The following is a 7,994-nucleotide window of genomic DNA, read 5'->3' as shown; positions in this document are numbered from 1 at the left end:
TCGCCGGCACCGACGCAACCCGAGCCTGCCCGCATGACCGAGATTCGCATCCGAGCCGCCACGCGCGGCGACATCGCCTTCCTCGTCGACGCGAACGCCGCGATGGCGCTCGAAACCGAGGACAAGCCGCTCGATCGCGAGCGCCTCACGCGCGGGGTGACGTCGGTATTCGCCGATGCGCGCCGCGGCTTCTATCGGATTGCCGAGCACGAGGGCCGGCCGGTCGGCTGCTTGCTCGTCACGTACGAATGGAGCGACTGGCGCGATGGCGACTGGTGGTGGATCCAGAGCGTCTACGTGATGCCCGACGCGCGGCGTCTCGGCGTGTTCCGGGCGATGTATGCGCAGGTCGAGGCCGATGCGCGCGCGACCGCCGGCGTGATCGGCCTGCGACTCTATGTCGAATGGGAGAACGAGCGCGCGCAGCGCACGTATGCGGCGCTCGGCATGACGCAGGAGCACTACCACATGTTTGCGCGGCCGTTCGTGGCGTTGACGTAAGGAAGCGTCACGAAAACCGGCCTGCTTTTCGCCCTTCGCGGGAAAGGGCTTGGCTCACGCGTTTTTTCGAGACGGCCTGCGAGGCCGTGACAAACCGGCAGTTCGCCGATCGCCTCGCCGGCAGGCTTCAGCGCCGCCCGACCATGACGAACTGCAGGAACTCCGCGCGCGTGCGCGCGTCTTCGCGGAATACGCCGAGCATCTGGCTCGTCGTCATCGATACGCCGGTCTTGTGCACGCCGCGCGTCGTCATGCATTGATGCGCCGCTTCGATGACCACGCCGACGCCGCGCGGCCTGAGGACGTCCTCGATGCAGTGCGCGATCTGCGCGGTCATCTTTTCCTGCACCTGGAAGCGGCGCGCGAAGCCTTCGACGACACGGGCGAGCTTGGAAATGCCGACGACCTTGTCGGTCGGCAGATAGCCGACGTGAGCGCGCCCGATGATCGGCGCCATGTGATGTTCGCAATGCGATTCGAACTCGATGTCGCGCAGCACGATGAGTTCGTCGTAGCCGGCGACTTCCTCGAACGTGCGGCGAAGGTACTCGGCCGGATCGTCGGCGTAGCCCGAGAACCAGTCGCGGTAGGCGTCGACGACGCGGCGCGGCGTGTCGACGAGGCCTTCGCGCTGCGGGTCTTCGCCGGCCCAGCGCAACAGCGTGCGGATGGCGGCTTCGGCCTCGGCGCGGTCGACGGGCTTGGAGGAATCGTCAGTCATGGGGGTGATCCGCAACGGCAACGGAACCGCGATTGTAGGCCGGAACGCGCGAAACGCGGGTCAACGCAGGCTGCGCGATTCGAATTCGCGCGTCAGTTCGCGCATCGTGTCGATGACGATGTCGCCGTTCGCCGGTTTTCCGAGCATGGCCATGCGCGCGCGCAACGCCATTGTCAGCGCGCGCAGCGGCTGCGCGTTGGCCTGCTTGGCGCCGGAGAACGCAGTGCGGCCGAGATCCGAATTGAAACGGTGCAGCTCGAAGAAGAAGCGCTCCTGTCCGTCGGTCAGGAAACCGAACACGGGCAGCGCCGACGCCGGATCGCCGGTCGCGCGATGGCAGCGCATTTCGCGTTCCTGGCACAGGCGCATGCCGGTTTCGACGAAGCGCGCGAACGGCTCGGCGACGTTCGCGGTATCGAGATCGGCCGCAATCAGCGCGAGGTCGAGGGCATGGCGCAGCGCCGGGTCGTCGCGCCAGCCGGGCGCGTGCTTGTCGAGCTTGGCGTCGAGCTTCGAGGCCAGCGCGCCGCCGCTCTGCACGAGGTCGACCGAGTTGTATTCCCAGTCCTGCGCCGGCGGCCGTGCGTCAAATGTGGAGCCGGCAATCGTGAGTTCGAGTCCGGTATAGAACGCCGCATCGCGCCGGCGGTCGAAGCCGGTCAGGTCGAGTATGCGGAAGCTCTCTTCGATGCTCGCGCGCTCGTTGCTGCCGACGCCGGCGCTGTACATCGCGGGTTCGCGCTGGCGCAGATCGTGGCACGCGGCGAACAGGCCGAGCAGCAGCCAGTCGTCGAGGCCGAGCGCCTGCACGCCGACGTGTGCCATCAGCCGCGCGATGCGGCTGTCGAAAATTTCCAGAATGTGGTGTTCGTTGTGGTACGCGTGGAAATCCTCGCCCCAGCTGCCGTGGCGCAGCGCGAGCCGCGCATAGGCGAGTTCGACGGCGGCATCGGCACGGTCGATGCGCTCGACGTCGCCGGCTGACGTGATCGGCGCGAGCGCCTGGCGGCGCCGCGCGAGCGCGGCGGCGAGGCCCGGCGCGAGCGAAGCCAGCAGACGCCGCGCCTGGGCCACGTCCGCAACGGAGCGTTCGGCAGCGTCTTCGGCAAACTCGCGTGGAAACGGCAGGATCACGTGCGGCCAGGCCCTCCACCAGGCGGACTGCAGTATATGTCAGCGCCGTATCGGCGCCAGATGCGCAGCGGGCCGCGTTCGCGTTCAGAGCCAGCCGCGCTGCGCCATCGAAACCGGCTGCGAGCCCGTGCCGACGACGAAATGGTCGAGCACGCGCACGCCGACGAGGCCGAGCGCCTCGCGCAGTTCGTGCGTGATCGACCGATCCGACTCGCTGGGTTCCGCCACGCCCGACGGATGGTTGTGCGCAAAAATCACCGCGGCCGCATTGTGGCGCAGGCAGGCGCGCACGACCTCGCGCGGATGCACGGCCGTGCCGTCGATCGTGCCGCGGAAGAGTTCCTCGAAGGCGATGACGCGGTGGCGATTGTCGAGGAACACGACCGCGAAGACTTCGTACGGATAGGCGCTCATGCGCGTGTGCAGGAAGCCGGCCGAGTCGAGCGGCGTGCGCAGCGTATCGCTGCGCTTGAGCTCTTCGCCGCCGCAGCGCCGCGCGACTTCGAGCACCGCCTGCAGCCGGCACGACTTGGCCGCGCCAAGACCGCGGACCGACGGTAGCGGTTCGCTGCGGACGAGCAGCGCGCGCAGGCCGCCGGCCGCGGTAATTAGCCGCCGGCCGAGATCGACCGCGGTCTGGCCGCGGCTGCCGCTGCCGAGAAAGATCGCGAGCAGCTCCGCGTCCGACAATGCGCTTGCGCCCTGCGCGAGCAGCTTCTCGCGCGGACGTTCCTCGATGGGCCAATGACTGATGTTCATGAGACTCCTGCCGGCTTCCATGCCGCTGCCAGATTACGCGGCAGTGACGCGGTTCGCGCGCGTCCGGAGCGGGCTTTCCCGTAAGCTATCCGCGGATAAACCGGTGGGAAATTTCCGATGGCGTCGACAGGGTTGGCCGGCAGGCGGGTGCTGCTGGGCGTGACAGGCGGGATTGCCGCGTACAAGGCGGCCGAGCTGGTGCGGCGGCTCGGCGATGCGGGCGCGCAGGTGCGCGTCGCGATGACCGAGAACGCCGCCCGCTTCGTGACGCCGCTGACGTTCCAGGCACTGTCCGGCAATCCGGTCCGGCTGAGCCTCTGGGACGAACATGCCGAAGCCGCGATGGGGCACATCGAGCTCGCGCGCTGGGCCGAGGACATCCTGATCGCGCCGGCCAGCGCCGACTTTCTCGCCCGGCTCGCCCACGGCCTCGCCGACGACCTGCTGACGACGCTGTGCCTCGCGAGCGCGGCACCGGTTCACGTGGCGCCGGCGATGAACCAGCAGATGTGGGCCAATGCGGCCACGCAGGCCAATCTCGCGCTGCTGCGTTCGCGCGGTGTCGGCGTGTTCGGGCCGGCCGCCGGCTCGCAGGCCTGCGGCGAAGTCGGTTCGGGCCGACTGCTCGAACCGAACGAACTCGTCGAAGCGCTCGCGAATACGCATCGCCCGCAGACGCTCGCCGGACGCCGCGTGCTGATCAGCGCCGGCCCGACCTACGAAGACATCGATCCGGTGCGCTTCCTCGGCAACCGCAGCTCGGGCCGCATGGGCTTCGCGATCGCGGCGGCAGCGGTCGAAGCCGGCGCCGACGTGACGCTCGTCGCCGGCCCGGTGCATCTGCCGACGCCGGCCGGTGCACAGCGCATCGACGTGCGCAGCGCGCGAGAGATGCACGCCGCCGTGATGCGCGCTGCGGAATCGGCCGACGTCTACGTCGCCGCGGCGGCGGTCGGTGATTTCCGGCCGCAGGAAATCGCGGCGCACAAGATCAAGAAACGCGGCGACGGCGGCATGACGCTGGAACTCACGCAGAATCCCGACATCCTGGCCGACCTCGCGGCGCTGCCGCGACGCCCGCTGCTCGTCGGCTTCGCCGCGGAAACCGAGCATGTCGAAGCGCATGCGCGCGCGAAGCTCGAGCGCAAGGGGCTCGACCTCGTCGCCGCCAACCAGGTCGGCGGCGGACTCGGGTTCGAGGCTGATGACAATTGCCTCACCTTGATCGACCACGACGGCACCACGCACCTGCCGACCGCGTCCAAGCGCGAGCTCGCACGGCAGCTCGTCGACATCGTCGCGCAGCGACTGGAACGCCGCGAAACCGGAGCGGCGCGCCGATGATCGACGTCGAACTGCGAATTCTGGATGCGCGCGTCGGCACGACGATTCCGCTGCCGGCTTATGCAACACCGGGTTCGGCCGGCCTCGACCTGCGTGCCGCGCTGCAGGAGACGCTGGTACTGCACCCGGGACAGTCGGAACTGATCCCGACGGGCATCGCGATCCATATGCGCGACCGCAATTTCTGCGCGGTCATCCTGCCGCGCTCGGGGCTGGGTCATCGCCACGGCATCGTGCTCGGCAATCTCGTCGGCCTCATCGATTCGGACTACCAGGGACCGCTCATGGTCTCGTGCTGGAACCGGTCCGAGCAGGCCTTTACCATCGTGCCTGGGGATCGTATTGCCCAGCTCGTTTTCCTGCCTGTCGCCCATGCAGCTTTCCGTATCGTCGACGCGTTCGATCCGACCGAACGCGGCGACGGGGGCTTTGGTTCTTCGGGCGTTTCCTGATCGGCGCGGGGGAGTTCAGCGGATGAAGAAGAAGCAGGGCGATGCGGCGCGCAACGGAGCGGGCGAGGGCGGCGACAGGCCGGCCGCGTCGCGCCTGAAGCTGCCTGCGCTGGACTGGCGCCGACTGCTGCCGATTTCCGCGGCGACCGTGCTGGCCGCCGCGGCGTTGTTCTTTGCGTGGCAGGTCGTACAGGTCTGGCGCGAGCAGGCGGCCCTGAGCAACCTCGCGCTGCAGCGGCAAGCGCAGTCGCAGAGTCTGGCCGAGGTCATCGGCGGCCTGCGCGAGCGCATTTCCGCGGCGCTGCATTCGCCGGCCGTCATGCAGCCGCTGCAGAGCGGCGACCCGGCGCAGCGCGAAGCGGCCATCGCGGCGCTGCGCGCGGCGATGCCGGAAGTCGTCGAAGTCTATTTTTTCAGCGCCGAACTCAAGGAAGTGCTCGGCTCCGACCTGCGCACGTTCGGCTACGCGAAGGCGGCGCAGCTGATCCAGGCGCAGAGCGGATCGGCCGACGCGCAGTCGGTCGTGATCGGCAAGAACGGCCGCATGATCACGTTCGCCGAAACCGTGAAGGCCGGCACCCAGGACGTCGCCGTCGCCTGGGTCGCGATTCCGATGCAGCCCGTGTTCGATGCGTTTTCCACGTCCGACATCGGCGACGGCCGTCTCGAGCTGCGCCAGGGCACGGGCAACCCCACCGACCTCGTGCTGCTCGGCATCGGCGCCGGCGGCGCCGCCGGACCGGTACCGGATCTCGGGCTGCCGGTCGCCGGCACCGCGTTCCGCGTCGCGCAGCTGCCGCCGCAACTGTTCGTGCTTGTTTCCGACAACCCGTGGCTGCCGCTCGTGCTGGCCTTCGTCTTCGGCATTGCCGCGCTGGTCGCGCTGTGGCTGCGCAAGGTCGGCTGGCACGAAGGCATGGCGGTACTGCGCGGCAAGCTCGTCAAGGGCAAAGCCGAAGAGCCCGAAGTCACGATGGCCGAAGTGCTCCAGGCCGAAGCGCGCCCCGCGCGGACGCCGCGCGCGCCGCCGGCGGGCGGTCCCAAGCCCGCTGCCGCGGCGCCGTCGTCGGCTTCGCGACTGCCGCTCGACCGCAGCATCTTCCGCGCGTACGACATCCGCGGCGTCGTCGGCAAGACGCTGGACCGCGACATCGCGCGGCAGATCGGCCGTGCGATCGGCAGCGAAGGCGTCGAGCGCGGCCTGAGCGAAATCGTCGTCGGCCGCGACGGCCGCCTGTCCGGACCGGATCTCGCGGCGGGCCTGATCGAGGGCCTGCGCCAGGCCGGCATGAACGTGATCGACATCGGCCAGGTGCCGACGCCGCTCGTCTACTACGCGACTTATCAGCTCAACACCGGTTCCGGCATCTCGCTGACCGGCAGCCACAATCCGCCCGACTACAACGGTTTCAAGATCGTGCTCGGCGGCGAAACGCTGGCCGAGCAGGCGATCCAGTCGCTGTACGTGCGTATCGCCGAGAACCGCTTCACGAGCGGCAATGGCACGTTGCAGTCGATGGACGTCAAGGCCGACTACATCGACCGCGTCGTCGGCGACATCCAGGTCGACGGCCGCCTGCGCGTGGTCGTCGACTGCGGCAACGGCGTGCCGGGCCTGATCGCGCCGGCCGTGCTCGAAGGCATCGGCTGCGAGGTCATGCCGCTGTACTGCGACGTCGACGGCGAATTCCCGAATCACCACCCCGATCCGTCGGACCTGCGCAACCTGCGCGACCTGATCCTGACCGTCAAACAGGTCGGCGCCGACCTGGGCCTCGCGTTCGACGGCGACGGCGACCGCCTGGGCGTCGTGACCAAGACCGGGGAAGTGATCTTCCCGGACCGTCTGCTGATGCTGTTCGCGAAGGACGTGCTCGTGCGCAATCCGGGCGCGACGATCATTTACGACGTGAAATGCACGGGCAAGCTGCAGCCGGAAATCCTCAAGCACGGCGGCAGCCCGATCATGTGGAAGACCGGCCATTCGCTGATCAAGGCGAAGATGCGCGAGACCGAAGCCGAACTCGCCGGCGAGATGAGCGGCCACTTCTTCTTCAAGGAACGCTGGTACGGCTTCGACGACGGCATCTACGCCGCGGCACGCCTGCTCGAAATCCTCGCAGGCGACATGGAAGGCCGCGATCCGCAGCAGATCTTCGACAGCCTCGCCAAGGGCACGAGCACGCCCGAACTCAAGATCGAGATGCACGAGGGCGAGCACTATCGCTTCATAGAACGCTTCCGCGAGCGCGCGAGCTTCGAGGGCGCGCGTGTGACGACCATCGACGGCGTGCGCGCCGACTGGCCCGACGGCTGGGGTCTCGTGCGCGCGTCGAACACGACGCCGGTGCTCGTGCTGCGCTTCGACGCCGACAACGAGCAGACGCTGCTGCGCATCCAGGACGTGTTCCGGCGCCAGCTGCTCGCACTCGATCCGAATCTCAAGCTGCCGTTCTGAGACGCCGCACGACGGATGCCGTCGTGCGGTGTTTGATCCCTATGGCTGATCGCGAACGCCGGGGGCTGCGGCCGGCGGTTCGTCCGCCGAGCGGCCGACCAGCATGGCCGTGCCGATATCCCTGCCGCCCATCTGGTCCGCAACACGAAGGCAGGTTGTCGGCCGTCGACAAGAACGCGCGGAAGCGGCCGTCCGCGCTGGCGTTGCCGGCATTGCTGGCCGAGACGCCCACAGCACCGTCGCCGCCGCGGCTCAGCATTGCCGCGGTGCCGGCCGGGCGGCCGAGCCGATAGACCTGATCGACGCCGTTCGTCGGTTCGCCCGCGACAGGTGCCGGGCGGCTGTCGAACACGATGTGGCGTCCATCGTCGGACACGCCTGCAGCACCGGGAACCGCAATCTCGGGCGCATCCTCGCCCGTGTCGATCCTCGCGACGTCTCCCGTTGCGCGGTCGTGAATGAGCAGATACCGACGGCCGTTTACGTCGCCCGGCACAAGGTTGCCCGCGGTCGACGCGAACAGCACGAAGCGGCGGTTCGGCGACACGCCGAACGGGCCGGTCGACGAACCGTCGGCTCCGATGCGCGCAGCGATATCGGTGCGGGGTGACGAGTTCCGCGAGCG

General features: G+C 68.7%; 8 protein-coding genes. 4 read left to right on the top strand and 4 right to left on the bottom strand.

Annotated features, from left to right (window positions below):
- Positions 1–33: 33 nt before the first annotated feature.
- Positions 34–501, top strand: coding sequence for a GNAT family N-acetyltransferase (locus tag VLF18_RS12705; RefSeq protein WP_414717223.1), 468 nt, complete (start codon positions 34–36; stop codon positions 499–501).
- A gap of 127 nt (positions 502–628) precedes the next feature.
- Here the strand turns inward: VLF18_RS12705 and folE are convergent, their stop codons facing one another.
- The 3 genes from folE to radC form a co-directional block, all read right to left on the bottom strand.
- A complete protein-coding gene (folE, locus tag VLF18_RS12700) occupies positions 629–1,222 on the bottom strand; it encodes a GTP cyclohydrolase I FolE (protein WP_325279996.1) in 594 nt (197 codons plus the stop codon).
- Between the two features lie 60 nt (positions 1,223–1,282).
- Positions 1,283–2,356, bottom strand: a complete 1,074-nt coding sequence (locus VLF18_RS12695; protein WP_325279995.1) for a hypothetical protein — start codon at positions 2,354–2,356, stop codon at positions 1,283–1,285.
- A gap of 84 nt (positions 2,357–2,440) precedes the next feature.
- A complete protein-coding gene (gene radC / locus VLF18_RS12690) occupies positions 2,441–3,115 on the bottom strand; it encodes a RadC family protein (protein ID WP_325279994.1) in 675 nt (224 codons plus the stop codon).
- A 117-nt stretch (positions 3,116–3,232) separates the two neighbouring features.
- Between radC and coaBC the strand changes: the two genes are divergently transcribed.
- Genes coaBC through VLF18_RS12675 form a run of 3 tightly spaced genes read left to right on the top strand, consistent with a single transcriptional unit; the run spans position 3,233 to position 7,369 of the window.
- Positions 3,233–4,459, top strand: a complete 1,227-nt coding sequence (gene coaBC, locus VLF18_RS12685; RefSeq protein ID WP_325279993.1) for a bifunctional phosphopantothenoylcysteine decarboxylase/phosphopantothenate--cysteine ligase CoaBC — start codon at positions 3,233–3,235, stop codon at positions 4,457–4,459.
- The gene (dut, locus tag VLF18_RS12680; protein WP_325279992.1) at positions 4,456–4,911 is read left to right on the top strand and encodes a dUTP diphosphatase; all 456 of its coding nucleotides are present in this window, start codon (positions 4,456–4,458) and stop codon (positions 4,909–4,911) included. The genes coaBC and dut overlap by 4 nt, the downstream gene beginning before the upstream one ends.
- A 22-nt stretch (positions 4,912–4,933) precedes the next feature.
- The gene (locus VLF18_RS12675; RefSeq protein ID WP_325279991.1) at positions 4,934–7,369 is read left to right on the top strand and encodes a phosphomannomutase/phosphoglucomutase; all 2,436 of its coding nucleotides are present in this window, start codon (positions 4,934–4,936) and stop codon (positions 7,367–7,369) included.
- On the opposite strand, the gene VLF18_RS12670 is transcribed toward VLF18_RS12675, so the two are convergent.
- Complete coding sequence (locus tag VLF18_RS12670) at positions 7,353–7,916, bottom strand: hypothetical protein (protein WP_325279990.1); 564 nt, start codon at positions 7,914–7,916, stop codon at positions 7,353–7,355. The two genes, VLF18_RS12675 and VLF18_RS12670, sit on opposite strands and share 17 nt — an antisense overlap.
- Positions 7,917–7,994: the final 78 nt, after the last annotated feature.

It is taken from the genome of Tahibacter sp., from assembly GCF_035481375.1.
In the GTDB taxonomy this organism is placed as follows: Bacteria; Pseudomonadota; Gammaproteobacteria; order Xanthomonadales; family Rhodanobacteraceae; genus Tahibacter.
Note: the sequence above shows the minus strand (reverse complement) of the source record. Positions and strands in the feature narration are given on the sequence as shown.

What these genes read in the sequence shown, in the direction of transcription:
- VLF18_RS12705 (WP_414717223.1), top strand. Translation starts at nt 34, where the DNA reads ATGACCGAGATTCGCATCCGAGCCGCCACGCGCGGCGACATCGCCTTC.
- folE (WP_325279996.1), bottom strand. Translation starts at nt 1,222, where the DNA reads ATGACTGACGATTCCTCCAAGCCCGTCGACCGCGCCGAGGCCGAAGCC.
- radC (WP_325279994.1), bottom strand. Translation starts at nt 3,115, where the DNA reads ATGAACATCAGTCATTGGCCCATCGAGGAACGTCCGCGCGAGAAGCTG.
- coaBC (WP_325279993.1), top strand. Translation starts at nt 3,233, where the DNA reads ATGGCGTCGACAGGGTTGGCCGGCAGGCGGGTGCTGCTGGGCGTGACA.
- dut (WP_325279992.1), top strand. Translation starts at nt 4,456, where the DNA reads ATGATCGACGTCGAACTGCGAATTCTGGATGCGCGCGTCGGCACGACG.
- VLF18_RS12675 (WP_325279991.1), top strand. Translation starts at nt 4,934, where the DNA reads ATGAAGAAGAAGCAGGGCGATGCGGCGCGCAACGGAGCGGGCGAGGGC.